We start from the raw sequence: 26,844 nt of genomic DNA, 5'->3' as shown, positions 1-26,844 counted from the left end.
CATATCAATAGCCGTATCATGTCACGATTTTGTATATAGTGATCTTTTATAAGCGAGCAAATGCATGAGTCAACCCACTACACCATCTCAATCAGTTATTCCTGCTTGGGTGGATTCGTCGCTACTACAAGGCATGTTACGTGGAATAGAACGTGAAAGCCTACGTATGCAAAGTAATGGGTTCTTATCACAAGAGTTACATCCAAAGGCATTAGGTTCAGCTTTAACACATCCGAAAATCACCACAGATTATTCTGAAGCGTTGATGGAGTTTATTACTTCACCACAGCCAACCATTGGTGATGCCTTGCATGAGCTCACCGATATTCATGCGGTTGTGCACCGTCATTTAGAAAATGGTGAAAAGCTCTGGCCGTTGTCTATGCCATGTATGCTAGATGACAATGAAGAACGTATTCGTCTAGCTCAATATGGCACTTCTAATATTGGCCGTTTCAAGACGCTTTATCGCCGTGGTTTAGGTATTCGTTATGGTCGCCGTATGCAGACGATTTCGGGCGTACACTATAATTTATCTTTCCCTGATTCTCTTTTTTCTGCTTTGCAGGCACATGAAACTGACGAAAAATTAAAAGCACTTAGTCTGCAAGATTATCGTAGTCATCGCTATTTTGGTTTGATTCGTAACTTTATTCGTTTAACGCCACTGGTTATGTTTTTGGTGGGTGCGAGCCCATCGGTTTGCCGTTGTTTTCTGACGGGTCATGAACATCATTTGTTGCCTTTAATCAAAGGGTCATATTATTTACCGTATGCTACAGCTCTGCGTATGGGGCGTTTAGGCTACCAAAACTCGGCACAAAAAAGTTTAGGCATTCACTATAACAATTTAACGGGTTATCTGGCCGGTTTACAAAAAGCAGTACATTCTCCATATCCGCCATTTAGCCGTTTAGGGTTAAATGATGCCTCTGGTGAACCATTGCAAATTAATGATCATGTTTTACAAATCGAGAATGAATATTACAGTCTCGTGCGTCCAAAACAAGTTCCTCAAGCGGGTGAAACACCGTCTCAAGCCTTGAAAAATCGAGGGGTGGGTTATGTTGAACTTCGTGCAGTGGACGTAAATCCATATTCGGCAATTGGCGTCAATGAAACAACAGCAGGTTTCCTTGAGGCATTAGCGCTTTATTGTTTATTAAGCGATAGTCCTGAACTGTTATGCCCTGAGCAAGATTTGATTGAGAAAAACCAGACAGAAGTGGTTAACCGTGGTCGAGCACCAAACGCAACCATTACTGATTTAAACGGGTCTTATCATATTGAAGATTGGGCACGTCAGCATATTTCTAAAATGCAGGATTGTGCTCGCTTACTCGATCAGACCTATGCAACAGATCTATACAGCTCGGCTTTGGCTGTGATGCAAGAACGTATTGATGAAGTAGATGAAACATTATCTGCTCATGTGATTGATGACACATTAAAGCATGGTGGAACCTGGAGCTTTGGTAGTCATATGGCACAGTTACATGCTGAAACTTATGAAAAGCATGAGATTAGTGCAGAGACTTTGCAATATTTTGAACAATTAGCTGTGCAATCTTTACAGCAGCAAGAACAACTTGAGCAAGATAGTCAGATCAGTTTTGATCAATATCTTGAACAATATAGATAAAAACGAGGTTTTACATGCGATTAAGTTACCGTTTGGTGAGTGGACTGCTTGTTCTGGCAAGCATTGTCGGCATGTCTTTTGCGTTGTATTTGGAACATGTAAAAGGGTTAGAGCCATGTCCGCTCTGTATTTTTCAACGTGTTGGCTTAATGGCAATGGGTTTTGTGGCTCTTATTACGTTTTTGCATAACCCGGTTTCCAATGCGATTAAACGCTTTTATGCATTTTTGGCAGGTATTGCAATTTTATGGTCAGTGGGGGTGGCGGGCCGACATGTTTGGCTACAGCATTTACCACCAGATCAAGTACCAAGCTGTGGTCCGGGTTTAAATTACCTCATTGATGCTTTACCAATGAAAACCGTTTTACAAGAGGTACTTTCTGGCTCAGGTGAGTGTGCGGCAATTGACTGGACTTTTTTAGGTCAGTCTTTACCAGTTTGGTCATTGGTCTATTTCCTTTTACTGTTATTGGTTTGTTTATGGCAGTTATTCCGTTTTTATCCAGTGTTTAAGACGGCTAAAAAGTAAGTTTAAAGTAATTAAAAAAGGCTCAACTTAAGTTGGGCTTTTTTTATAACTTTCGAATAAGTGAAAATATAAAAAAATTGATAGAAATAACGCATAATTTTGTAGACAGATAGTTCTGTTTTTTATAAAGTGCAGCCGTTTATATATCCTTATGATTATAAAAAAATGCTTTTTAATATATTTAGTGTCTTGGAAAAAATAGGGCTAAATGCTCAGAAACGTGCTATTCACGTACAATTTTCTAATGAACTACTCAATCATCAAGTATTCTTACAACGTATAGAAGGCCAACATCAGCTAAATGGTGGCCTAATGGCAGAGTTGATCTGCCTTTCAACAAATGCCCAAATTGCATTGAAGCAATTTATTGGTGTTCAAGTCGCTGTTGATCAGGTCACTGATTCGGGTCAATTGTTCCGAACTACAGGCATTGTGACTGAGGCCAGTTATGGACAAAGTGATGGCGCTTTAACGCTTTATAAGCTGACTATAGAAGATGCGACAAATTTATGGCACAAACGCCGTAATAGTCGTGTTTTTATGAATAAAAGTATCGTAGAAATTACCGAAGTTCTATTTAAAGAATGGCAAGAAAAAAGTCCACTGTTTGCTGCGAGTTTAAGTCTTGATTTGGGTGGGTTAAGTCAAAACTATGATATTCGTCCGTTCACTATGCAGCATAATGAGTCAGACTATGACTTTCTCACACGTTTGTGGCGAAGTGAGGGGGTTAGTTGGCTCATTGATGAATCAGAGCTTTTTGTCCCTCATTTTACTGCACCAATACAAGCTCAAAAACTAAAATTAATTGATGATAATAACCAATACCAAGCTTTAGCGCGTCGTAGTATTCGCTATCACAGAAGTAGCGCAACCGAATATCAAGATAGTATTACAGGCTTTGTTGCAGTGCGAAGTCTGCAACCGACTGCCGTACATGTACAGCGTTGGCAGCCCGATGCGTTAGCGCAAGAAGAGGGTAATGGTTCAGTTGTTACTACCCATACACACTCAGATAATTTTGATTCGGCCACTTTAAGTCTTGAGCAAGCATGGCACGTAAGTCCCGCCTGGATGCAAGATTTAAAAGGGGAAGATCAGGCAACCGCTTCAAGCAGTAGCCAATTAGAAAAATTAAATCAGCACTTCACCGACATGCATGCGAGTCGGGCCAAATACTTTAAAGCCTACAGTAGTGTGCGCGATACCCAAGTCGGCTATTGGTTTAATTTAAGAGAGCACCCTGAAATTGATCAGCATGAAGGAGCAGATCAAGAGTTCCTAATCATTGCTAAAAATTTCTATAACCAAAATAATTTACCTAAAGATTTACATCAGCAAGTTAGCCAGTTATTAACCCAAAGTCGTTGGGATCAACATGGGTATGATGAGATTGAGCGCCAGGGTAATGAGCTGACATTAATACGTCGTCAAATTAAAACTGCCCCTGAATATAATCCAGAACAGCATCGGCCAATAGCCTACCCACAAAGAGCGAAAGTCGTGGGACCTGAGGGAGAAACTATTCATGTCGATGAATGGGGACGCATTAAAGTACGTTTTCTATTTACTCGTAGTGATGATCATGGCCATGATGGTGGCGCAGGTAGTAATGACAATGATACCGACTCGGCTTGGGTGGATGTACTGACTCCTTGGGCAGGAGAAGGTTATGGTGCACGTTTCTTACCACGTATTGGTGAAGTGGTGGTCATTGACTTCTTTGATGGCAATATCGACCGTCCATTTGTGACGGGTCGAATCCATGAAGCACAGCGTTCGCCAACTAAATTCGATGTAAAAGGGCAGCTTCCTGATACTAAAAAGCTAAGTGGCATACGCAGTCAGGAGGTTAATGGCAGCGGGTTTAATCAATTACGCTTTGATGACACAACTGGGCAAATTAGTACCCAACTACAAAGTAGTCATGCAGCAACACAGCTGAATTTAGGTAATTTAAGCCATCCTAAAGAACAAGCGACAAGCCAAGGCCGTGGTGAAGGCTTTGAGCTTAGAACAGACGCTTGGGGAGCTGTGCGGGCGGGTAAAGGCATGCTCATTAGTACCTATGCACAAGAGCAAGCGATTGCAGACCATTTAGAGGCCGCACAAGCACAATCCTTACTTTCACAAGGCTATGAAAGCATGAAAATGCTCAGTGAAGTTGCAGCCAAGCAACAAACTGATGCTTTGAATGTAATTAATCGCTTACCCAAATTCATCCAGTCGCTTGAGTTAAAAACCACAGGGCAGGCATTAAATAGTACGGTAAACCTATTCAAAGAAGGAATTAATAACGATCCTATCCATGCCCTAAAAGACTGTGGTGGCTTTATTCAAGACATTGGTGCACTAGGAGGAAACGCAAAAGGCGTTGTAGATGAATTCAATTCTTTCTTTAGCGATGCCAAAGATGCGGTAGAAAATTTAAAAGCATTCATCGAAAACGTTGAAGAACATGGCCCTGATATTGTTAAAGGAAAACTCGCAAGTATTAAAGACCGAATTCATAAAAATCCATTTGAAAGTATTCAAGAGGTCGGGAAAGTCTTAGCAAATGTCGAGACTAAAGATTTTGATTTGATGAGTACGTGTGGAACTTTTAGTAAAGGCAGTAAATTGGAAGTATCACCTTCTAAAGCATTGAGTTCTTTACAAGGCTTTATGGAAGGTTATACCCAAGGTTTAGAAAGCAGTTCCGATACTAAACAACAAGAGCAAGGCAAGATCTTCAGACAAGCCCTTATGTTGTTAGCATCGCCAAATGGTATTGCTTTGACGACGCCTGAAAATATTATTTTGCAAGCTTCGCAAGATATTGCCGAAAGTGCCAGCGGTTCTATTAATTTAAGCGCGCAAAAAAATATTATTGGGCACGCACAAGACAAAATCAGTTTGTTTGCTGCGCAAAAGGGTTTGCGTGCTTATGCAGCGAAAGGAAAGCTCGAACTACAAGCACAAGATGACGCTATTGAAGCAATTGCGAAGAAGGTGATTAAGCTTATTTCTACTGAAGATAAAATCGAGCTTACGAGTCCAAAAGAAATTGTATTAACGGCAGGTGGTTCACAGCTCAAAATTAATGCCAATGGGGTATTTTCAACAACAGGTGGTAAATTTGAAAGTAAAGCTGGGCAGCATTTGTTTACGGGTGGGGCAAAGGTTTCAATGAAACTGCCTCATTTACCTGTTATACAAGAAGGTGGTTTTAGCCAATTATTTGACTTAAAGGATTTATCTAAAGATAATCCAAATTTAATAGGGGCACCTTATAAAATATTACTTAAGAAAACAGGTGATATATTAATGGTGGGAACAATAAATGATGACTTACAGACAGAACGAGTTTTTACTAAGGAAGAAGAAGAAATAGAGTTAATTTTATTTGAAACTAATTATACAGACTTTAATATTGAAAATTTAGATTATCTTTTTGGAGAAGAATAATGTACATAGTTAAAAAAGGAGATACATTAACATCTATTGCAAATAAAAATGGGTGCACAGTTGAGCAAATTATTAAGCTTAATAGTATAAAAAATAAAAATTTGATATTTGTAGGACAGAAATTAAAATTAAAAAATACGCCTACGCCTACGCCTACGCCTACGCCTACGCCTACGCCTACGCCTACGCCTACGCCTACGCCTACGCCTACGCCTATACAGAATTTAGGAGGTAAGGTTGGTATAGCTATAGTTAATAAAAAAGGAGAACCAATTTCAAATTTCAAATTAAAAATACAAGTAGGAAATAATATATATAGTAATCAGCTAACCAATGCGAGAGGTGTTGTAACCCTTCCAAGGCAAAAATCAGGAGAAAATATAATTATTCAAGGATGGTCTAAGACAAATAATAGCTATAAATTAATTAGTAATAGATTTATTACTGAGAATAGAAACCTTGGTATAGGTATTTCATTAGATACTATTAAATTTGAAGCAAAAACAGACAATCATAAAAAGCCTATAAATAATAATGTAAATAATAATGGCCAATCGACGACAACTAATGGAAGTAATAGTCAAAATAATCCTATAGCTAGAACTTCTGTAGAGGGATGTAGTAATTGCACAAAAATTACAGAAAATGAGCTGAAACAGATATTTACACAAGCTAATTCTAACGATATAAAAAAAATAATTGATGTTTATACGAATTTCTCAGAAAAATTTGGAATGAATAATTGTTTAAGTAAGGCACATTTTTTTGCTCAAGTTTTAGAAGAAGTGGGTAAAAAGATAGAAGTTAAGGATGGAGAAAGCTTAAATTATCACTCTGATATTCTTTTTTTGTCTTATACAAAAATAAAAAGAAAAGAGTATATAATAGAAAAAGGTAAGCGAGTTGAGAAAATGACTCATGGTGGGCCATTTTCAGCATTTAGAGGAAATAGACAGTTATGTGATAAATATGGAAGAAATGATAATCATCCTGCTGATCAAGTAATGATAGCTAATATTGCATATGCGAATAGAAATGGAAATGGTGATATTCAATCTGGTGATGGTTGGAAATATAGAGGTCGGGGAATTATACAGATAACTGGTAAAGATAAATATGATAAAATTAATAAAGCAATAAAAGATAATTATCCCAATGTAGGAATATCTATTGATGCAAATAATATTAATAATATTTATGAAGGGACATTGGCTTCAATGGCTTATTGGAAATCTTTTGGTCTATCAAAACTAGCTACACAAAAACAAGTAGATATTAGGACTCAATTAGAAGTTGTAGATTCTTTAATTGATATTATTAATCGAGATACAGCATCAAGATCAGATAGAAAAAAGAATTTTGAGTATATAACTGCGAAAGTCTTCAAGCTTAATGAATGTAAAAATTCAATTGTAGAAGCGAACTTACTAAGTAAATCTACACCTACACCTACACCTACACCTACACCTACACTGAGTAATGTTTTAAAGGAAATAAAGCAATTAGTAGATAGAAACATACCTTATTCGCAAACTGGTGCAAGAGGTGCTGGAAGTAATAAAAATGCTACCTCAGTAATTACTGCTAATGATTTAAAAGGATTAGACTGTTCAGAAACTGTTGCAATATATCTTTTAAAGTTAGGTGTTACTGATAAATTCTATTCTATACATACTGGTGTTATGCTCACTGAAAATGATTTTAGAAAGGCTATACGTTCAAATAAAATTGAGTATGTTGTTGGAAGTAAAGATCTTAATTTTATCCCTCAAATTGGGGATATATTTGTTTGGCGTAATGGTGGTGGGCACTGTGGTATAGTGTATGATGTTGATAGACAAAATGATACCGTTACTATTTTAGAGGCTATAGGTGACGTTGGAAGTGCTGATGAAAATTTTAATATAAATAATGGGGGCGAAAAAAAAGTAGGGTGTACGCGAACAGCTGTATATAGAAGATCTGGAAAAGCTTTAGCCCAGCATAGAGGATGGGTGGGATATTTTAGGCCAATTATTAGTGGAAAAAAAATATGAGAAGTAAGATATTTATTAGTGTTATTTTATTTGGCTTAAGTGCCTGTGCTGCGAAAGCAGATCAGAACCAATTAAAAGATAGAGAGTTAGATAAACTTGTTGCATGTAATGGAGGCAACACAGAATATACTAATATAGATGGTTATTTTACTATTCCAGATTTTGGTTGTCCATATGATGGTAAGAATAATAAAATTGGTAATGCTATGGTTTATCTAATTGCTCCAGATCATAATAATGATTATATACAGTTAAATAATATGAAAAATATAAAAGGAAAATATATTTATATAGTGCCTTTTAAATTTTTAAATCAAGATAAGAAATCTGGAAGTTTTTATATTGCAAAAGATAATTATAGCTACGAAGTTTATTTCAATGAAGGAGGTAAATGGGTTCGTAAACCAGATATAATTGTGAGTAATAATAAAGTTAGTGTACTTAGCGAGATAAATGGTTTTCTTAATGATAGAGCTAAATCTTTTTCAAAAAAAACAGAAAAAAAATTAAAAAAATATAAAATGGATATTAACCATGATGGAGTGGAAGATTTTATTGAAGTTGTAGGAAAAGATAATAAGCCAAGCTCAATACATATTTTAAATGGATTGGATAATTCTTTGATTTATAAGAATGATAAAATTTTTAACAACTCCTTTAATGAATGCAATTATAGTTCATTTGATAATATTTCTATTAGTAAAAATAATTTTACTTTAGAATATAGTACATGTGCAGATAGCTCCCAAATAGGATATAGATACGCCACTTTTAAAACAGATAAAAATAAAGAGCCGATACTTATACAAGATAATTACCTTGTTTCTCCTCGAGAAGAAACATCAGATAATTTTAAACCGAAGAAAGTAAATTGTCTTACAAGTTCAAAAATTACTTTTAACCAATTTAATGGTAGATGTGGTTAAATTTTAAATAAAAAGAACTATTTTTTTATCTATAATAAATAGTTCTTTTTTATTTAAACTAATTAATGATTTAATTGACAAGGTGTAGATCTGTTATGTTTAAGTAATATATGTAATTATAATAATATTTATAGGTTTTAATTTTTATTAAAAGTGTATATAGTGAGAACTAGTTTTATTAAATTTCATAATTTTTTATTGATTTTTAGCGTATGTATTACTTCAAATGCTACAGATTATAAACTAGAACAGTTAGATGAGAAAACAATATATAGTAATAGTGAGCATGAACTGAATAGTGTGTATTCAGATATAAAAGGCTATATCAGTGATAATAAAAATGAAGTTAAATATCTTGTTGATACTCAACGTTTTTGGTTGAAAAATAGAAATTTAAAATGTAATTTTAATGGAAAAGAAGCAAATAGTGGAAACTATAAATGTTTAAGTGATTTTAATAATTCTAAAATAAAAGATTTGAAAAATTCATATTTGGACCTTGATAATTTAGAAGGAAAGCTAATAAAACCATTTAGATATACAAATGGTATCATGAAAGAGTTGGAAACAGGTGGATGTTATTGTAGTGAAAGTACAATTAAGATTTTAAAAGATAAAATTTATATATATCAAGCTTGTGATCAAGGTTTAAAGGAGCCACGTATATATAATATTGTTGGTAAGAAAAAAGATAGTTTTTCTGTAGAATATCAAATTGACACTAATAATAAAGTTCCGGAATTTAATTTAGCATTTGTTACTAACGGTAAAAATGTTTGGAATATAGTTCCGAAAATTTTTAGAAAAGAAGATTTAATAAATTTAAATTTTGGAATTAATTATACAACTGATATGAATATAAAAAATAAGAAAAATGATTGTCATGATGATGAAGAGTAATTATTCTTTATTAAAATTTTGATTGCATTTGATAATGGTAATATCAGCTTAAAATTTGATATTATTAGTATTATAAAATAGAAATTCGAAGTGAATAATGAGTTTGTTCAAAATGGAAAAACATTTTAAATTTATAATTTCTACTGTTCTTATGATGGGGCCTGTAGGATCCTCCTATGCTGATTTTGGTTTTATTCAAGATAAAGATGGGTATGTGAATGTAAGGGAAAATTCAAGTTTAACTTCTAAAGTTACGTCCAAATTAAATAATAATGAAATTGTTTCTTGTGTGATGGATGAAAGAGTAAATAATTTTTGTTTAGTTAATGCAAGCAATGGTGTAACTGGATTTGTTTATAAAAATAGAATAAATAATTTTAGTGGTTACACTTCTATTAAACTATTTCAATATTCTAAAGAAAAAGCTGTTTATAATGATAAAAATATAATAGTAGAAGTGTATGCAAAAAAAGCTATTTTAGATCCTAAACTTTATAAAACTTTTAAAGGTGAATATAAGTATTTTAATAATAAAAAATTCTTTGGTACTGATGGTACTTTACCTAATAATGATTTTTTACAACTTGATAAAATCATTATTAAGAGTAAAGATAAGAAAATAGAAATTGGTAAAAATGATATAGAGCAATACTTTTTTCCTAAAAATGGTATATATGGTGACAAGAACGAGCTTGCTGATTTTAAAATATATTACTTAAATAATAATATTTTTATTTTAAATACTTTTAATAATGGTGGTGCAGCAGCATATAATATCGTTTTAAATATAAAAAATGGAAAACTAGTTGCCAATAAAGCTTGGAAGGTTGAAATTTAAAAATATTTTCTTTCTTCTACAAAAGCTAATTAATTAAAGAAGCCCAATATAAGTTGGGCCTTTTTTTACGTCTCTACAATTCCTTCTAAATCTTCGAGCGTATAGTTCGGCATATCAATAATATGGGTTTGAATACCATCTTGCACATAATCATTCACATGAGGATATAACCAGCGAGTAATCTGTTCGGCAACACTTGAGTGATACTGAATTTCAAAGTGATTTAAGCCATAAAACACCGCTTTATGTGAATCTGGAACTTTAAGCTGAAAACGTGGATTAGGATGTTCACCTAGTGCGCTTTTTACACTCACTAAGTAATCGCCAATCACGGTAAGCGCTTTATTACGCACCTTTTCAAACTCGAGTGTTCCTGCCACTAAAAAGGTATTGATATGGGAAGGTAGAGGAGCTGGAGCACGGTTGTCATCCATCATGCCAATACGGGCATCCATATATTCCCAGTCATCATCTCGAACACTACCATGGCGTAGGTCTAAAATCCCATTACTACGGATGTTAACCAGCTGACCAATTAGGCCAACAAATGGAAAAGCGCCTAGCCGATCTTGTAGTGCAAATCCAAAACGCTCAAGTACTGCACCGTGGTGGGGAGACCCAATACAGACGAGGTTTTCGACCATATGAATCCATTGGTACATATTTTGTTTACCGTAAAACAGTGCGCTACGGGAAACTAATCCACCCATGCTATGACCAATTAAATCAATGCTGGTAATTCTTGGATTACGCTGTACTAAATCTTCTAATAAATTTGAGAAACTGCGGCCATTGGCTGAAATGCGGCGGCCTGTATTGTAATTTAAATACAGCATCGTGTTGTGATCACGCTGCGCTAATAAACGCTCACCAATCCCGCCATAATGTGCATTTGACCAAGTAAGATGGTTCATGCACAAACCATGAACTAAAATTACAATACGGCCTGCAAGTTCGCCTTGTTGGATTGCACCGTAGTGGTCGTATAGAACCATTGGCAAGGCGAGGGGACTATGTTGTTTAAGTAGATAGTCTCCGAAAATACCATTTAACACTCCTACTAAAAAATGAAGGGTTGGTGTTAATGGCTTCTCATGAAGGGTTGGAAATTTTTCAATAATACGACGTAACCCTGGTGCTAAAAAACAACTACCATATTTTTGTAAGGCACCATAAGAAAACTGATATGCCTTTTGGACAGAGGGCCGTTTTTGGAAATTTTTAGCATTTTGGGCACTAATACCAAAAGCATTTTTTAATACTTCAATATTAATGACTTGTATTAATTCATGTACACCATTTAAGCTGGTACTGAACAGTTGAGCTAAACCTTCTAGTACGTCGGCCTGACTAGGTGGCGTACGATCCCATTTACAATAAGTTTCATGTAACGGTGTTAAGCTCGGCATATCTTTTCCCCATTTACGTTATAACCGACGTTTTAAGCTGTACTTTTTATGAACGGCAGCTAACGTTTCCATCTTAGTAGTTTAAATAACACATGTTTTTAAAATACTGATGAATGGTAAGTTGAGTGGTTTTTCTTGTCTGACAATAGTGTTTTTATATACAAACTGAGAACAAAAATGTGAGTTTATTCTCAATTTAGAGGGAAAATATATGAATATTATCTACCTCCATGGCTTTAATAGTAGCTCTTCTTCAATTAAAGGGCTCAGCCTTAAGCAGTATTGTAGCGAATTGGACATAAATGTGCATTTGCCAGATTTAAATAGATCTCCGGAACAGGTAGTAGCACAGGTTTCAGAGCTGATTGAGTCTTTACAAGAGGTGGCTTTAGTCGGCAGTAGTCTTGGTGGTTTTTTTGCGACATATTTTGTCGCGAAATATAATATTCCGGCTGTACTGATTAACCCTGCTATGCAACCATGGAAGCTGTTTGATGAGTTATTTCAAGTTGAAAGCATGCCTTATAAGGTGAATGATCAATGGTCAATTGATCATGTTCAGTTACGACAGTTAGAACAACTGGAACTGAAACAGCCTGTAAATGCTGACAAAATACTCGTCTTGTTGCAACAAGGCGACGAAATTTTGGATTATCGTCAAGCACAACGCTATTATAGTGCTGCAACACCATCCTCATTGATTTTGACGGATGCTCATGGCAATCATGCCATGGAAGATTTTGAAGAAAAATTACCCTTAGTGATCGAATTCTTTGCGCACACCATCAAATAAGGAAAACGTACAACGTGACACAATATACGGCTCAATCGCTTGAAGTTCTTTCCGGTTTAGACCCTGTTCGTCGTCGCCCGGGGATGTATACCGATACTTCTCGTCCTAACCATTTAGCCCAAGAAGTTATTGATAATGCTGTCGATGAAGCCTTAGCCGGTCATGCCGACAAAATCTGTGTCACGGTTTATAAAGATGGTTCATTGTCAGTTGAAGATAATGGCCGTGGTATGCCAGTCGATATTCACCCTGAATATGGCCAAAGTGGTATCGAAATCATTTTAACCAAGCTGCATGCTGGTGGTAAGTTTAGTACTGATAACTATCAGTTTTCAGGTGGTTTACATGGTGTGGGGATTTCGGTTGTAAATGCTTTATCTACACGTGTTGAAGTAGAAGTTCAGCGTCAGGGTAATTTATACCAGATGGCATTTGAGCAAGGTGAACCTGTTGCTCCTTTAGCGGTGTTAGAAGGTAAAGCACCTAAACGTGCGACAGGAACTACGGTACGTTTCTGGCCTGAAGCCAAATATTTTGATAGCCCAAAATTTGCTTTAAAAGCACTCAAACATAATTTAAAAGCCAAAGCTGTTTTAGCTGCTGGTTTAAAAATCACTTATATCGATCAAATTAATGATGAAAAAATCGAATGGCAATTTGAAAATGGCCTTGTCGATTATTTGATGGATGAATTGCAAGACCGTGAAATTCTACCAAACCCTGCATTTGTAAGCAGTGGGCAAGCAGACCGTGCTGCGTGTGAATTTGCGATTTGCTGGAATGTAGAAGGTGGTGAACAGGTTCAAGAAAGTTATGTCAACCTGATTCCAACTGCACAAGGTGGTACTCATGTGAACGGTTTGCGTTCAGGGGTGACCGAAGCGCTACGTGAATTCTGTGAGTTACGTAATTTATTACCACGTAATCTTAAACTTTCGGCTGAAGATGTTTGGGATGGCGTGAACTATATTTTATCGCTTAAGTTCCAAGAACCCCAGTTCTCTGGTCAAACCAAAGAGCGTCTTTCAAGTCGTGAAGCTGCCAATATAGTTTTAAACATTGCTAAAGATGCGTTTGCGCTCTGGCTCAACCAGCATGCTGAAATTGCCATGCAACTTGCTGAAATGGCAATTTCTAAAGCAGGGCGCCGTTTAAAAGCTGCAAAAAAAGTTGAGCGTAAAAAGATTGTTTCTGGCCCAGCTTTACCGGGTAAGTTGGCAGACTGCGTGGGCCAAACACGTGAAGAAAGTGAACTCTTTATTGTTGAGGGTGACTCAGCGGGCGGTAGTGCCAAGCAGGCGCGTGATAAGAACTTTCAAGCCATCATGCCAATTCGTGGAAAAATCTTAAATACATGGGAAGTTTCTTCAGATGAAGTACTTGCTTCTCAGGAAGTTCACGACATTGCCATTGCAATTGGTGTAGACCCGGGTAGTGATGATTTATCTGAATTACGTTACGGCAAAATCTGTATTTTGGCCGATGCCGATTCGGATGGTTTACACATTGCGACTTTGCTTTGTGCTTTATTCGTTAAACATTTTCCAGCATTGGTTGAAGAAGGGCATTTGTATGTAGCAATGCCACCATTGTTCCGTATCGACATTGGTAAAGATGTCCATTACGCGCTAGATGATGAAGAGCTTGAAACCATTTTGAAAAATGTTAAAGGCAATAAGAACCCGCAAATTACCCGATTCAAAGGGTTGGGCGAGATGAACGCAATTCAACTACGTGAAACAACAATGGATCCGAACACCCGTCGTTTGGTTCAGCTTGATCTAGATGATGCACATTTAACGGCAGGTTTACTCGACAAGCTCCTTGCAAAAAAACGTGCAGCAGACCGTAAGCAATGGCTTGAGCAGAAGGGCAACTTAGCTGATATTACTGTTTAAAAATGAATAAAAAATCCCCGCTCAATTGGCGGGGATTTTTTTGTGTAAATCTAAATTGTTGAAAATCACCACAACGGGTTCTACTATTAAATTAAAAAATAGACAGATTTGTCTATTTTAATTTAGACAGTAATTTTTATAGCTTCTGGAAATTGAAAAATATCGCAATTTGCACCGCCTCCAATTCGATCCACTACTGCAAAATCACTCGGTGCTTCAAAGGTAAGCAAAGGATGATGCCAAGTACCTGCCCGATAATTGATACTTTGCTTGCCATCCGAAACAAAAGCACATAGTTTTGAAATATCAGGAGTATTTTCATCTAAAGCAGGGGCCACAATAATTAAAAATTTTTGTTCCTGTAATGGAATGAATGCTTGAGAGCCTTTCGGATGGCGCTCTAGCATTGAAATTTCCATAGGTAACACACTGGCCTTAATATTTCGGAAAATACTAATTCCTGCCTTTGCTTCGCCTTCAATTTCAGTTTCGACGAGCGCATGGTAGCGCTCGGTGTGTGCATCATTAATATGAAAAAAATCATGCCCGTCACAACAAATGACTTCTCCGAAGGGCTGAAAGTTCTCAATGGTTAAAGGCTGAATTTGAATATTCTTCATGATCATGACTTGGCAATTTTTCCCCATAAACGGACACGGCTAATACCACCATCCGGAATCATATTAATACGGATATGCGAGACTTTTTCATGCTGTAAAATTTCATTCATATATTCATGAATATGGTCCATTTGCATAGGTTGGGCTTCAAGTAAGTAAGACCAAAACATACTTTGTGGAATCAGCTGTGCATCGGTTGCATTTTCAAGGTAGACAGCCTGAATAGAAACTTCAGCAGGAAAGTTACCTTTAAAATGCGCCGTATCAATTTCAATTTTTTCAATTTTTCCGCTTTTACCCAATGCAAGAATACACCAGTCATAACCTGGTGCACGGCGGCGTTTGGTTTCCCACCCATCGCCCATGTTGACGCCACGGCCTGGGTTAATCAAATTACGTGGATGTCCAAAGTGCGCATCGCTATAAGCAATTACACGACCGCCATTTTCTAAGGCCAATAAATCGAGAGTCTGCTCGTGGTCGGTCACCTGAATATGAACGTCACCATAAACGCGTAAACGGGCAATACCGCCATCTGGGAAAATATTGAGGCGTATATGCGTGAAAATTGCATCATTATTGACCATAAAAATATGATGTTGACTCGGCCCTAGCTCTGTATTTTCCAAAATACTCTGCCACGTTACCCCAGTAAGGTCACCATTTGGTGCATAACATGCCTCTAATGATGCAGATGCAGGATAATTTCCTGTAAAAAACGTGGTGTCGATATCAAGTGCACTGATTTTTCCACTCACACCTAGTTTCACAATACACCAGTCATAGCCTGCATGACGCTTACGGCGGGACTCCCAACCGTCCATCCATTTGCCATGATCATCAAATTTATCTTCAACAAAAATAGGTGCTTCAAATTGCAGCATACGCTTTGCTTCTGCAAAGAAATCATCTGAACACTCAATCACTTGTGCACCAATTCGGGCATCTGCCAAATTTGTTTTAGTATTCAAAATTTCAGGAAGTTCAAAAGCTGGAGCGTGCAATGTTGCCATAATGGAGTATCCGTATTTCTTGTTAAAAACATGATTTTTCATTTAAAACTGCACTCACACTGAGCGTGTTGAGATGAGTTTTATACATAAATATATAAGCATGGTGCATGCCAGTTTTGTGGAAAAGCTAAATAAATTTTGAACGATGGCATGTTTTTAGCATAAGCACCCTATAGGTGAATATCTATAGGAGCGTGTTATGAATGTGGTGATTATTGGTGCGGGAATGGGAGGTCTAACCACAGGCATTGCATTAAAGAAATTTGGTCACCAAGTTCGTATTTTTGAGCAAACTGAAAAGATTCTTCCGGTCGGCGCCGCAATTTCGCTGTGGTCGAATGGTGTGAAATGTCTAAATTATCTGGGATTAACCGAGAAAATCGCCAAACTTGGTGGACAAATGGATGACTTGGCCTATGTAGATGGTTTAACTGGAGATGTGATGACACAATTCAGTTTACGACCATTAATTGAAGAAGTAGGACAACGCCCTTATCCGGTTGCACGTGCCGATTTACAAAATATGTTAATGGATGAGTTTGGTCGAGATCAGATTTATTTAGGCAAAAAAATGGTCAGCCTTGAAGATAAAACTGATTTTGTAGAGGTTCATTTTGCTGATGGTAGCTCAACACAGGCTGATTTACTCATAGGGGCAGATGGTACGCATTCAATGACTCGGGCCTATGTGTTAGGTCAGCAGGTACAACGTCGCTATGCAGGTTATGTGAACTGGAATGGTCTGGTTGAAATATCCGAAGATTTAGCACCAGCTCAGCAATGGACGACTTATGTAGGAGAGGGTAAACGCGCGTCTCTGATGCCAGTTGCGGATGGACGTTTTTATTTCTTTTTAGATGTACCTTTACCAACAGGGTTAGAGAATAATCGAGATGAATATAAAAAACTTTTAAAACAATACTTTGCTGATTGGTGTCAACCAGTACAGCAGCTTATTGAGCGCTTAGACCCACAAAAAACCAATCGGGTAGAAATCCATGATATTGAACCGTTCACACAGTTTTATAAAGGTCGTGTGGTGATTTTGGGTGATGCTGCACATAGCACGACACCTGATATTGGGCAAGGCGGTTGCCAAGCTATGGAAGACGCGATTTATTTAGCGCGGTCTTTGCAAATTAACACCTTGGGACTAGAAGATGCTTTACGTCGCTATCAAAACAAGCGTAATGAACGTGCCAATGAATTGGTGCTTCGTGCGCGCAAACGCTGTGACGTAACGCATATGAAAGATGAAACGGTCACACAGGCATGGTATGCAGAACTACGCCGTGAACAAGGCGGACATATTATGCAGGGGATTATTAGCAATATTGTGGGTAATCCACTCGATTAAAAACAAAAACAGCAAGGATTTTCCTTGCTGTTTTATCTTCTAAATAAAAATTTTAGAAGTGGTATTTAACCAATGCACTAACGTTATTCTCGTCGGCACCTTTAATACCAAATTTGTTATTCCACACTGAATGCTCAATACCGAGGTATAGACGTGTATCAGGAGAAATGTGTTTACCTACATTCCATTTCCATTGAGTGGTCCAGTTCAACTCGCTTGCATGGTCATCTTCAGCGGTTGACCAGTCAAGGAAACCATCTACCAAGAAATCTTCAGATCCTAATTTTAATGGGATGCCGTAAACGAATGTCATTTGATAATCGTCGTCAGTTTTCTCATTATTCGCACGGTAGAAGTTTAAATTCGCATATTGGAAATATGGGATATCTAAATCAACTGCAAAACCATAAAGGAAGTTGTCGAAGTTATTGCCGTTTTGAGAGTTACTCTCCCAAGTGGTACTAATGAGCACATCTTTAATTGGGCCGTACGCCAGTTTTTTGCCAGAAACTTCACCTAAGCTTAAACGTGGTGATAACTCAAAGTAAGTACTTTTATAGTCATCTTCGCCACGCATGCGGTCCATAAAGAAAAATACATCAGCATATTTAACTTTTGCTGCATATTCCAAAGTAATCGTAGTTTCTTTGTCATCTACAACTTCATAGTTTTCACCATAAAGTCCAGTCACGCTAAAATCTTGCCAGATTGGTTTTGCCTGAACCATGGCAGTTGCAGATAACAAGGCACAAGTCGCCGCAAGTTGCTTTAATTGCATTTAAATGATCTCCCCCCAAATAAAGCACGCTAAGGATACAGGGTCTTAAGCAAAAATGAAGCCAAATTTGATCAACGATTAAAAAAAAGCCCACCGAAGTGGGGCGCTAAAAACTAACTCATTAATGTGTATTTCGTGTGTTTATTGTTTGGCTTAAATGAGGGGTACGCGAGCTGCGAAATGAAGGTAAGTGATTAAATAACAAATTCAATAAGATAGCAAAGATACAAGTCGAACTAATACCCGAATGGAACAAAGTTTGTACCCAAACTGGGAAATGAGCATAAAATTCATGGTTAATAATTGGAATCATCCCAGCTGATAAAGCAGTTGCTACAATAATCAAATTTTTCTGATCGTTATAATCAATTTTTGCCAAAGTGCGAATTCCACTTGCTGCAACCGACCCAAATAAGACCAAACCCGCACCACCAAGTACTGGCATAGGAATTGCCGCAATAAGGCGGCCCATAACAGGTAATAGACCTAAAATAATCAGAATGACTCCGCCTGCTGCCACGACAAAGCGGCTTTTGATACCTGTAATTGCCACCAGTCCAACATTTTGGGCAAAAGCACTTTGCATGAATGAACCAAAGATAGGAGCAATCGCACTTGAAAACATATCTGCACGTACACCATTGGCGATGCGTTTTGAATCGACTTGGGTTCCTACAATATCTCCGACAGCAATAATATCGGCTGTAGTTTCCGTCATAATCACCAAAGTAACGATTAGCATCGATAAAATTGCACTTAGCTCGAAAGTTGGTAAACCAAATGCAAATAAGTGTGGAAATTGCAGCCATGCGCCTGAGCTCACCTGACTAAAATCTCCAAAACCCATAAAGTAGGCAAGGGTAGTACCAGCAACAATAGCCAACAAAATTGATAAACGGCGAATACTTGCTTGTGGCAGCATATTTAGAATAATCACAATGCCTAAGGTCAGCAAAGCTAAAGAGATATTCTCGACGCTACCCCAATCAGGTGCTTTGTTGTTGCCACCCATCATCCAGCGAATCGCAACGGGTAACAGAGATAACCCAATAATCGTGATGACACATCCCGTCACAACAGGTGGGAAAAAACGAATAATTTTTGAAAAGTAAGGCGCAAGGCATAGTCCAATTAAAGATGCGGCAATAACCGCGCCGTAGACAGCAGGTAAACCACCGCCTGTAGTGATAATAGCAACCATGGTTGCCACACCAGCAAAAGACACACCTTGCACCAGAGGTAATTTTGCCCCTAGATATTTGGTTCCGATGGTTTGTATGAGAGTTGCCAACCCGCCTACAAATAAGGCTGCTGCAATGAGCATTCCGACTTGTGCTGCGCTTAAGCCAGCTGCCGTTCCAATAATCAGTGGCGGGGCTACAATGCCCCCATACATGGTGAGCACATGCTGTAAGCCGTAAGCAAAACTTTTGGAAATTCCTAAATATTCATGCTCTGGAGAAATCGCATTCTTTTGCTGATGATTCATATTTTTCTCCTATTTATATTTGAGTTAGCTGCCGCGATAAGTGGAGTAAGCAAACGGGCTGATCAGTAATGGAATGTGGTAATGCTGAGTGGTGTCTTCTATGAAAAATTGAATACAAACACGGGGAAAAAAGGTTTTGATTTGCTGTGATGAAAAATAAGGGGCAACTTCAAATTCAAGTTGATAAGCACCTTTACCTAAGTTTTTTATTCCAAAATCACTCACTCGCCCATCTTGGTTGGTAATTGCAGTCGCTATCAGTTCATGAGTGGCTGCATGAAACAACTTCACTTCGACCTGTTCCGCCGGTTTACCTAAATTCGTATCTAAAATATGAGTGCTGATCATGCTTGTACTTCCTGAGATAGACGTAATAGAGCAATTGCAGCGAGTTGCTCATGTACAATTGTTTTTTCAATAGCTAAGTTGTTTTGAAGACGTTGATGGAGTTTTTTTAAAATCTCGTTGCTACTGAGGCCTGCGGCTTTAATTAGAAAAATAAAACCAAACTTCTGCTCATACTCGATATTACCTTGCAGCAGGGCTTGTTGTGTTTGTTCATCTAAGGAAATGCCAGCTTGTTCTTGGGCTGAAAAATTTTGCTCTTTTGCATTGAGCTGTTTTTTTGCCTGTCTTTCACCAATTTTTGGATGGGTGGCTAATGCGGCCTGAATCTCTTGCCATGACCATGTGTGGCTTAATTGTTCTGCATACCCTAAAAGTACTGAAGTTGATGAGTAGGGACGTTCTGAAATAATTTTTTCGGCCCATACAGGAATATGGACGCAGTTGTTTAACAGAGTCTTGAGTTGGTCGGGTGGGGCTTGATTAAACTCGGCTAAAAACACTGTTATTCCTAAACTCATTGTCGTGATATAGAGTTTTAGCAATAACAGTGCCAAGAGTGATGTGAGATTTGCTTAAGAATTTGGAAAATTAATAATCAATTATTGATTTATGTGATTTTTATACCAATATTCTGCAATATCCTGACGGCGACATACCCAAACACGATCATGCATTTCAATATAGTCTAGGAATCTTTGTAATGCTTTAAAACGACCCGGACGCCCTAAAATACGGCAGTGCATTCCAATAGACATCATTTTTGGTGCAGTTTCTCCCTCGGCATACAACACATCAAAACTATCTTTTAAATATTGAAAAAACTGTTCTGAGCTATTAAATCCACCTGGTGAGCAGAACTTCATGTCGTTACATTCCAAAGTATAAGGAATAATCAGATGAGGTCGTGACGCACCCGCCGTATCGGTAAGTGTGGTCCAAAAAGGCAGGTCATCACCATAATAATCAGAGTCGTATTGTATTTGCGGGAACTCTGCAAGCAACTGACGCGTATTGGGGCTATCACGTCCGGTGTACCAACCTATAGTTTTATTTCCAAACAAGTTTTCTAAAACAGATAAGGCTTGTTCCATATGCTGTTTTTCGACTTCAAGATCAGTCTCTTGATAATGAAGCCAGCGATAGCCATGAGAAACCACATCGTAATCGGCCTGTTTAATTGCCTCTACAATATAAGGGTTGCGAACAAGCGCCATTGCTACTCCAAAAATGGTCATGGGGAGCTTGCGCCGTTGAAACTCATTATGAATGCGCCAAAAACCAGCACGTGAACCATATTCGTACATAGAGTCCATCGACATATGTTTGGCTGGGTAACTTGCAGCGCCAATAATCTCGGATAAAAACTGCTCTGAACCTTCGTCACCGTGTTCAATATGTTTTTCGCCACCTTCTTCATAATTCAGCACAAATTGCACGGCAACCTTAGCATTATTAGGCCATTTCACCTCTGGAGACTGTCCGTGATAACCGATTAAATCACGTGAATAAGGAGACTTTTGAATCTGCTCAATAAGTTCTGCTCCAGATAGATAAGATTCGGACACAATTGCTCTCCTTTTGTTCAATTTTTCATAAAAATTTAAAAAATCAGCTTGCATATTTTTATAGATGGACTGATATTGAAGGTATGAAGATCTTCAAAATAAATTAAAAGCAGTACGTTTAAGTCAGGAGATAACAAACCATTACACCATCAAAATGTACAATTGAAGTCAGTTCATGCATGCTTAAAACATGCCAACATAAAAAAGTTTTGCATAGAAAAGATCCACAGTAAGAAAGAGAGGATGGTATTTATGAATATTGAAATCCGCACAGATAAAAACATCCATAATAGTGAACGTTTAATTACTTATGTACGTGCAGAACTTACTCAAGAATTCCAACGTCATAGCGAACGTATTACACATTTCTCGGTTCATTTTAGTGATGAAAATGGGGACAAAGGTGGAGACAAAGATATCCACTGTATGATCGAAGCACGTCCTTCTGGCTTAAAACCAGTTGCAGTGCACCATAAAGCAGGAAATATTGACGCTTCAATTCATGGCGCGATTGAAAAGCTAAAACGTAGCCTTGAACATACCTTTGAGAAAAAAGAACACCCGAGAGGTGGTCAACCAGAATTCATTGATGATGAAGTTTAAAAAACACTAAAAAGCCCTTCGGGGCTTTTTTTATGAATACATAAAAAGTCCAATAAAAACTCTTCACAACTTTAGGTTTGCAATGCAATAGCGTTGACCTCTAAAATCTTCAGTAGAGATTAGGCATAATAGCGCTAATATATTTTTGAGAGATGGTCATGTTAACCACCCAACAGCAGGCTTTAATTAAAGCCATAGAAGAATTAGAACTCGCGCAAGTACAAAAATTACTTGCTGAGGGTCTTGATCCGAATTTCATTGATCCGGAACAAGGACCGCCAGTGTCCATTATTTGTGATGGAATTTTTAAATGGTGGGAAGACGTCTCTGAAGCGTATGAAGCGGGAACTCCATTATCACAAGAAGAAAAACAGCAAGCCCTGCAAGTTTATCTCGATATTCTTGAAGCCCTCATTCAGGCAAAGGCAAATGTTCATCTTTGGGATGCAGAAGAGTTTTATGGTCCACTATGGGATGCAGCAAGTTCAGCATGTGCACCAGCAGTTCAGCGCTTGCTAGATGAAAAAGTTGATCCAAACACACGTGATGAAGAAGGACTCACCATTTTATCTTCAATCAGTCAGTTGTTCTTTGATTGTGATTTTGATGAAATAGATTGGTCAGAAGCGCTTCAAGAAGAGCGTGAAACACTAGAGTTATTGCGCCGTCATGGAGCAAAAATGTCAAAAGAATTAACTACTTGATTGGATAATAGAATGAGAATATTTCAAATTTTAACTTTTGCTCTGACCGCCGTTGCTGCAGGAAGTACTTTTGCCGCAGAGTTCTCGTTTGATCGTCCGGGTTCAGGCTTTGGAACAGGCATTACGCCAGTTGGTAAATTAGCATGGGAACAAGGTTTACCAAGTGCAACCTATACAGAGACAACTGTTGATGGCGTTAAAGAAAAAACAGTTACTGTAAATGAGGATATGTTATTCCGTACAGGTTTAGCTGATGGTTTGGAATTGCAATTAGGCTGGCAAGGTCCGGCATGGACTCAAACTAAACGTGCTGGTAAAAAAACGGATAACTCAGGTTTTGGCGATGTAAGCATCGGCTTAAAAAAAGCGATTGATTTAAATGATGAAAATTTAACAATGGCTGTATTGGCTGAAGCTGTTATCGCAACAGGTAATGATGAGTTTACTGCCCATGACGATATATATAGTTTAAGTTCAGCAGTAGCTTATAAATATAATGATTTGTTGGATACTTCTATTACCATGCGTTATGAAGTACAAAACAGTAACTGGGCAGTGACTGCAATTCCAACCATCAATTATAAGATTGCGGGCAAACTTTCAGGATATTCTGAATTTGTTTATCGTAAAGCTGAAAGCCAAGACTACCAATATGGTTTAGGAACAGGTTTAGTTTACGCAGTAAATAACCGCACTCAACTTGATGCAAATATTGGTGTGGACTTAGAAGGTCAAGATAAGAGCTACAAAGGTGGCTTAGGCATGGCATTCTTATTCTGATCAGACTAACTTGAACTCATTATTATTGATGAAAAAGCTTATTTCTCAGGGAATTATTTATTTTCTAGTAGCCACTACTTTTGTATTAAGTCAGTTTGTCTTTGCAGAAGATAAGTTATTGTCACCCGAACAGGCTTTTTCATTTTCGGTTGAATCGCCACAACCGCATACCGCAAAGTTATCGTGGCAGATTCAGCCGAATTATTATTTATATCAGCATAAATTTACCGTACAACAGGGCAATCAGCCTTTAACTTTAAATTTGCCTAAAGCGGTTTCTCAATATGATGAGAACTATGGCCAAAGCCAAGTTTATTACCATCAAGTCAACTTCCAGATTAAAACCAAGCCTTCAGAGCACTACACAGTAACTTGGCAAGGCTGTGCCAAAGACCGTATTTGTTATCCGCCACAAACTATTAAGTTTCAAACTGACGCAGATGGTCTGGTCGGTCTGCAAAATCAGGCAGGTGCAGCACCAAAACGCTTATTAGATTTGGCAAATACACAAGCATCAAGCTCTACGGAGTCTTTAGAGAATCAGAGTTCAGCTACTCAAGCTGAAGGAGCTGCTCCAGAGATTGCCCAAGATCAGGTTTGGTCAGCAAAGTTAATTGAACACTCGCTTTGGTATGGTGTTTTATTATTTTTAGGTTTAGGCATGCTGCTTGCATTTACGCCATGCTCTTTACCAATGCTGCCGATTTTAACTTCATTAATTATCCGAGATCACAAAGGTTTAAAAGCTTGGACGATTGCACTTACTTTTGTGTGTAGTATGGCATTGGTCTATGCAGGTCTAGGCTTGATTGCTTCTTCAGCGGGTTTAAATTTCCAACGCTGGCTACAACAGCCTGCTACTCTTATTGCGTTTAGTTTGTTGTTTGTGGTTTTTGCGCTAAATCTGTTTGGGCTTTTTGAGCTTCGGTTACCGCAAACTTGGTTAAATCGCCTTGATCGTATTCAGTCTATGCAACAAGGCGGCACTTTAGTTGGTGCAGGCGTTATGGGCGTGGTTTCTGCGCTCTTGGTTGGCCCATGCATGACTGCGCCTTTGGCTGGAACTTTATTATTTATTTCTCAAACCCAGAGTCAATGGCAAGGTGCTTTGCTTTTATTCTGTCTCGGTTTTGGCATGGGAATACCTTTACTCATCGCGAGTGTTTTAGGTGCAAAGTTTTTACCTAAAGCGGGCGACTGGATGCATCAGATTAAAGTGATTTTTGCTTTTCTGATGTTGGGGTTAAGCCTTTATTTCATCCGTCCTTTATTACCAGATTGGGGGATGCAAGCACTTAGTTGTGTACTTGGGCTGGCTTTTATTATCTATGCGCTGTATCAGTTCTTTTGGAAAAAAGGGCAGTTACAGTGGCTTTATGCGCTCCTACTTTTATTGGTAACGCCATTTGTGGTTTATAACCAGTATCAACATATTCAAAATCGTAGCTTACAAAATTCTGAGCATATGGCTGAGTGGCATGTGGCGACCACGGCAGCAGACTTTCAAAAGATTTTAGCAGCAGCTCCTGCTGATCGGGCTATTGTTGTTGATGTCTATGCCGATTGGTGTGTGGCTTGTCAGCCTATTGAACATCGTATTTTAAAAGCACCTGAGGTTCAGGCGGCTCTTGCGCCTTACTATCTCATTAAGCTTGATTTGAGTCATTATGACCAATCACATGAAGCTCTACTCAAACAATGGAATATTCTTGGGCCTCCTACATATCTCTTTTTAAACAAGCAACAGCAAGAAATTCGTTCTTTACGTTTAACAGGCGCATTTAGTCAGCAAGAGCTTTTACAACAGCTGGGAAGCTTATCAAAAGCTAAAGATTCAAATTGATTTGATCTGAGGTAGTTGGTGAAAAGTGCGTACTTGATTACGCCCAGAGGCCTTTACCGCATAGAGCGCTTGATCGGCTTGTCTAATCACAAGATAGGGGTCATTTGCAAATGCGGAACTGCTGATGCCAAAGCTGGCACTTACATGAATTTGGATATTTTGATTATTGAAGATAGTCAATTCTTGTAAAGCTTGCCGGCAACGTTCGGCAATTTTTTCTGCTTGAATAATATCGGTATGAGGAAGTAATAAAATAAATTCTTCTCCACCAAATCGACCAATGATGTCTTCATTACGTAAATTTTCAGAAAGACATTGAGCAATTTCAATCAAAACCTGATCACCTTGGTGATGTCCGTATATATCATTAATTTTTTTAAAATGATCGATATCAAGAAGTATCACGGCATAATCAAATTGCTGTTCATGAAGTGCTTCAAGATGGGTGTTTAAGCTTCGTCTATTTAAGACATTAGTTAACGGGTCGATTTGGCTTAAACGTTGAATATAGGTTTCTCGTTGACGCCATTGGGTCAGCAATATTTCAAATAAAATAAAACACGCCACTAAAATGGGCATAATAAAAAACAGCATACTTCCTAGCCAAAATGGATTGGTTTGGGCATGCCGTATCGCTGTAAAATTAAATAGGGGAGCATATGAAATAACCCCCGTCATACTTAAATATGTACATACCGCTAGAATAATAGTTGCAGGTATAAAAGCGCTATAAACAATTTTTCTTTCAAATAAAACCAAACCTACAAACCTACGCCAATAGTGCCTACGTAACCCACCATTGTGGCAGGGCTGATACTACCAATTAAATATCCATCGTGGCACAACATCAACATAAAGGCTTGTACACTAATTAAAGGCACAATTTTTTGCGCCCAAGCTTGGTCTTTGTAGCGATAACAAGGAATAATGAGTACAGCTAATAAAAATAAGGTCAGTAAATTCAGCCAGATTTGTGATTCAACTAAAGATAGGTTTGCCCATTGCCAAACAGTAGGAGTAATTAAAATATAGCCTTTCCATAAAATCCAACTAAAATTCATTGCGCAGGCGAGGGTAAGCATTAATGCGCTTTTTTGTAATGGGGTCCAGTTAATAATGTGATTGTGATGGATGAAATCGAGAATCACCTGTTTTATTTTATTTATAGGACGAGTGATTAAACGAATTTTCATAATAATAAAGGAACTCCTAAATAGAGATGTCTCTTCGTCAGATCATCCTAAAGAGGGAGAGTTTGAAGGATTCATAACCTAAACATACCATGATTCATAAATTAAACCTCATGATTTGGATTGTGAAAAATA

22 protein-coding genes and 1 pseudogene are annotated in these 26,844 nt (G+C 37.8%); 14 read left to right on the top strand and 9 right to left on the bottom strand.

What is annotated here, in order from left to right:
* Positions 1-64: 64 nt before the first annotated feature.
* From gshA to EG365_RS07445, 7 genes are all read left to right on the top strand, one after another.
* Complete coding sequence (gene gshA / locus EG365_RS07475; protein ID WP_000082280.1) at positions 65-1,642, top strand: glutamate--cysteine ligase; 1,578 nt, start codon at positions 65-67, stop codon at positions 1,640-1,642.
* A gap of 14 nt (positions 1,643-1,656) precedes the next feature.
* Entirely contained in the window at positions 1,657-2,172 is a 516-nt protein-coding gene (locus EG365_RS07470) for a disulfide bond formation protein B (protein WP_001240045.1), read from the top strand.
* A 165-nt stretch (positions 2,173-2,337) separates the two neighbouring features.
* A complete protein-coding gene (locus EG365_RS07465; RefSeq protein WP_000898330.1) occupies positions 2,338-5,619 on the top strand; it encodes a type VI secretion system Vgr family protein in 3,282 nt (1,093 codons plus the stop codon).
* Entirely contained in the window at positions 5,619-7,655 is a 2,037-nt protein-coding gene (locus EG365_RS07460; protein WP_062937580.1) for a LysM peptidoglycan-binding domain-containing protein, read from the top strand. The genes EG365_RS07465 and EG365_RS07460 overlap by 1 nt, the downstream gene beginning before the upstream one ends.
* The gene (locus EG365_RS07455; RefSeq protein ID WP_001256696.1) at positions 7,652-8,581 is read left to right on the top strand and encodes a hypothetical protein; all 930 of its coding nucleotides are present in this window, start codon (positions 7,652-7,654) and stop codon (positions 8,579-8,581) included. The genes EG365_RS07460 and EG365_RS07455 overlap by 4 nt, the downstream gene beginning before the upstream one ends.
* 162 nt (positions 8,582-8,743) lie before the next feature.
* A complete protein-coding gene (locus EG365_RS07450) occupies positions 8,744-9,481 on the top strand; it encodes a lysozyme inhibitor LprI family protein (protein WP_001260543.1) in 738 nt (245 codons plus the stop codon).
* A gap of 112 nt (positions 9,482-9,593) precedes the next feature.
* Positions 9,594-10,319, top strand: coding sequence for an SH3 domain-containing protein (locus EG365_RS07445; RefSeq protein ID WP_000410826.1), 726 nt, complete (start codon positions 9,594-9,596; stop codon positions 10,317-10,319).
* Positions 10,320-10,384: 65 nt separating this feature from the next.
* Here EG365_RS07445 and EG365_RS07440 read toward each other — a convergent pair whose 3' ends face one another.
* Positions 10,385-11,728 (bottom strand): alpha/beta fold hydrolase, encoded by a 1,344-nt coding sequence (locus tag EG365_RS07440; RefSeq protein ID WP_001139636.1) that lies wholly within the window; start codon positions 11,726-11,728, stop codon positions 10,385-10,387.
* A gap of 211 nt (positions 11,729-11,939) precedes the next feature.
* Between EG365_RS07440 and EG365_RS07435 the strand changes: the two genes are divergently transcribed.
* Positions 11,940-12,521: a YqiA/YcfP family alpha/beta fold hydrolase gene (locus tag EG365_RS07435; protein WP_001021721.1), complete on the top strand. Its 582-nt coding sequence runs from the start codon at positions 11,940-11,942 to the stop codon at positions 12,519-12,521.
* A gap of 14 nt (positions 12,522-12,535) precedes the next feature.
* Positions 12,536-14,419, top strand: a complete 1,884-nt coding sequence (parE, locus tag EG365_RS07430) for a DNA topoisomerase IV subunit B (RefSeq protein WP_000195974.1) — start codon at positions 12,536-12,538, stop codon at positions 14,417-14,419.
* Between the two features lie 122 nt (positions 14,420-14,541).
* Here parE and EG365_RS07425 read toward each other — a convergent pair whose 3' ends face one another.
* Together EG365_RS07425 and alc are read right to left on the bottom strand one after the other, a co-directional pair.
* Entirely contained in the window at positions 14,542-15,045 is a 504-nt protein-coding gene (locus EG365_RS07425) for an ureidoglycolate lyase (RefSeq protein WP_000605494.1), read from the bottom strand.
* Positions 15,042-16,052, bottom strand: a complete 1,011-nt coding sequence (alc, locus tag EG365_RS07420; RefSeq protein WP_000212399.1) for an allantoicase — start codon at positions 16,050-16,052, stop codon at positions 15,042-15,044. Before alc ends, EG365_RS07425 begins: the two co-directional genes overlap by 4 nt.
* Before the next feature lie 199 nt (positions 16,053-16,251).
* Here alc and hpxO point away from each other — a divergent pair, with 199 nt between their 5' ends.
* Positions 16,252-17,409 carry an FAD-dependent urate hydroxylase HpxO gene (gene hpxO / locus EG365_RS07415; RefSeq protein WP_001103543.1) on the top strand — a complete coding sequence of 386 codons (1,158 nt, stop codon included), beginning with the start codon at positions 16,252-16,254 and terminating at the stop codon, positions 17,407-17,409.
* 52 nt (positions 17,410-17,461) lie between these two features.
* Here hpxO and EG365_RS07410 read toward each other — a convergent pair whose 3' ends face one another.
* The 5 genes from EG365_RS07410 to puuE all read right to left on the bottom strand — a co-directional run bounded on the left by EG365_RS07410 (position 17,462) and on the right by puuE (position 21,589).
* Positions 17,462-18,187 (bottom strand): outer membrane protein OmpK, encoded by a 726-nt coding sequence (locus tag EG365_RS07410; RefSeq protein ID WP_001176270.1) that lies wholly within the window; start codon positions 18,185-18,187, stop codon positions 17,462-17,464.
* Between the two features lie 121 nt (positions 18,188-18,308).
* On the bottom strand, positions 18,309-19,676 hold the full coding sequence (locus EG365_RS07405) for a nucleobase:cation symporter-2 family protein (protein WP_001016457.1): 1,368 nt from the start codon (positions 19,674-19,676) through the stop codon (positions 18,309-18,311).
* A gap of 24 nt (positions 19,677-19,700) precedes the next feature.
* Complete coding sequence (gene uraH, locus EG365_RS07400; protein ID WP_000626025.1) at positions 19,701-20,024, bottom strand: hydroxyisourate hydrolase; 324 nt, start codon at positions 20,022-20,024, stop codon at positions 19,701-19,703.
* The gene (gene uraD, locus EG365_RS07395) at positions 20,021-20,524 is read right to left on the bottom strand and encodes a 2-oxo-4-hydroxy-4-carboxy-5-ureidoimidazoline decarboxylase (RefSeq protein WP_000477675.1); all 504 of its coding nucleotides are present in this window, start codon (positions 20,522-20,524) and stop codon (positions 20,021-20,023) included. The genes uraH and uraD overlap by 4 nt, the downstream gene beginning before the upstream one ends.
* A 99-nt stretch (positions 20,525-20,623) precedes the next feature.
* Positions 20,624-21,589, bottom strand: a complete 966-nt coding sequence (puuE, locus tag EG365_RS07390; RefSeq protein WP_000004725.1) for an allantoinase PuuE — start codon at positions 21,587-21,589, stop codon at positions 20,624-20,626.
* A 252-nt stretch (positions 21,590-21,841) separates the two neighbouring features.
* Here puuE and EG365_RS07385 point away from each other — a divergent pair, with 252 nt between their 5' ends.
* The 4 genes from EG365_RS07385 to dsbD all read left to right on the top strand — a co-directional run bounded on the left by EG365_RS07385 (position 21,842) and on the right by dsbD (position 25,519).
* Positions 21,842-22,192 (top strand): HPF/RaiA family ribosome-associated protein, encoded by a 351-nt coding sequence (locus EG365_RS07385; protein WP_001019316.1) that lies wholly within the window; start codon positions 21,842-21,844, stop codon positions 22,190-22,192.
* Positions 22,193-22,350: 158 nt separating this feature from the next.
* Positions 22,351-22,896 carry an ankyrin repeat domain-containing protein gene (locus EG365_RS07380; RefSeq protein ID WP_000958427.1) on the top strand — a complete coding sequence of 182 codons (546 nt, stop codon included), beginning with the start codon at positions 22,351-22,353 and terminating at the stop codon, positions 22,894-22,896.
* Between the two features lie 12 nt (positions 22,897-22,908).
* The gene (locus EG365_RS07375) at positions 22,909-23,676 is read left to right on the top strand and encodes a transporter (protein WP_001218018.1); all 768 of its coding nucleotides are present in this window, start codon (positions 22,909-22,911) and stop codon (positions 23,674-23,676) included.
* 28 nt (positions 23,677-23,704) lie between these two features.
* Positions 23,705-25,519: a protein-disulfide reductase DsbD gene (gene dsbD / locus EG365_RS07370; RefSeq protein ID WP_000733835.1), complete on the top strand. Its 1,815-nt coding sequence runs from the start codon at positions 23,705-23,707 to the stop codon at positions 25,517-25,519.
* Here dsbD and EG365_RS07365 read toward each other — a convergent pair.
* Positions 25,511-26,712, bottom strand: a pseudogene (locus EG365_RS07365) (GGDEF domain-containing protein). The gene dsbD and the pseudogene EG365_RS07365 overlap by 9 nt on opposite strands.
* Positions 26,713-26,844 lie beyond the last annotated feature (132 nt).

Origin of the sequence: Acinetobacter sp. FDAARGOS_494 (genome assembly GCF_003812225.1) — a bacterium.
Lineage (GTDB): Bacteria > Pseudomonadota > Gammaproteobacteria > Pseudomonadales > Moraxellaceae > Acinetobacter > Acinetobacter baumannii.
This window is presented reverse-complemented; position numbering and strand designations above follow the sequence as displayed.